Origin of the sequence: Streptomyces sp. NPDC020379, from assembly GCF_044387105.1 — a bacterium.
Lineage (GTDB): Bacteria > Actinomycetota > Actinomycetes > Streptomycetales > Streptomycetaceae > Streptomyces.
Genome location: NZ_JBIRVR010000063.1, coordinates 1 through 1,046 on the forward strand (window position 1 = coordinate 1; position 1,046 = coordinate 1,046).

Below are 1,046 nucleotides of genomic sequence, written 5' to 3' on the forward strand. Positions count from 1 at the left end.
ATTGCTCTTCGCTACGTACACACGCCTGACCGGCATCGGCTTCCAGGTTTCCACCCGGGACTGTGTCCACTCGGCCAGTGCCGCCTTGGAACTGTCCCGTAGAACGGTGTAACCGTCCACTCCTGGGGTCTTGCGTCCTGCGTTGATCTCCGTTACGCGTCTCACCGCTACCAGAGCGTTCGAACGTGAACGGAGCATCAGCTTCTGCAAGTTGCGGACCTTCTTCAGGTCCCCTTTCCTTGATGCCGCGAAGATTCGCTGACGCAGCCGCCGTACGTCCTCTTCCACCGTGTTCCAGTCAACCGACTGCCAGTCGAAGAGTTCGTCCTCAGGTCCGTTCGCTTCCCGGTTACCGGGAGCGTCTAACTTGTCCATCGGTTCTGGGGCCGTCGTCATCGTGTGCTTCGCAGACTCACCAGGCCTGCGTGGGCTCCCTTTCGGGCCAGGCATGGAGCCTGTATCCGGCCGGTTATCCGGACAGTCGGCGGAGGTGCCGCGTTGCCTCGTCCGGTTTCCCGTTTCCTTTCGGCTGCCGGCCTTCGCTTCTCGGGCCTTCCTGTTCCCGCTGGAGAGTTGGGCCTCCCTTGCGGTCGGCTTACCAGGTGTGTGCACGTCTGGTCTCCAACGGGGTTACCACGTTCCGCACATGCAAGATGCGGCCGGTTTGGGTGCCCTCTATACCCCGGAGCAGTGGTGCTCTCCCGACCGACACTGGCTCGCCGGTCGGCACTCGCCGCTTTTCAACCGCCAGCTCTGAACGGCCCTTCACACATTCCATCCACGGGCCTGAGTCGTAACGAGGCATCAACGAGGATTCACTTCCGTTCACCCGCTCGGCCTTCCCCGGCCTGTGGCTCCTGGATGGAACAGGACCCCTTGGACCACGTTCCCCGGGCTTCGCACCCCGCGATTACTCGCGACGCGCGCCGGGGCGGGGACAGGTCTTGAGCACTGACCTGAGACAGCGATATTGGCTACTTCAGAGAGCCAACCTCCTTATCGCGTCTACTTGCATTGTGCGACCTCGTGTCGCACGCCGGTGCCGA

The 1,046-nt window shown here is 62.4% G+C and carries 1 protein-coding gene; it reads right to left on the minus strand.

Features of this window, described 5'->3' with window-relative positions; genetic code table 11:
* The coding region (locus ACH427_RS32350; protein WP_398875403.1) for a reverse transcriptase N-terminal domain-containing protein at positions 1-375 on the minus strand (375 nt) is incomplete at its 3' end.
* Between the last annotated feature and the right edge of the window lie 671 nt (positions 376-1,046).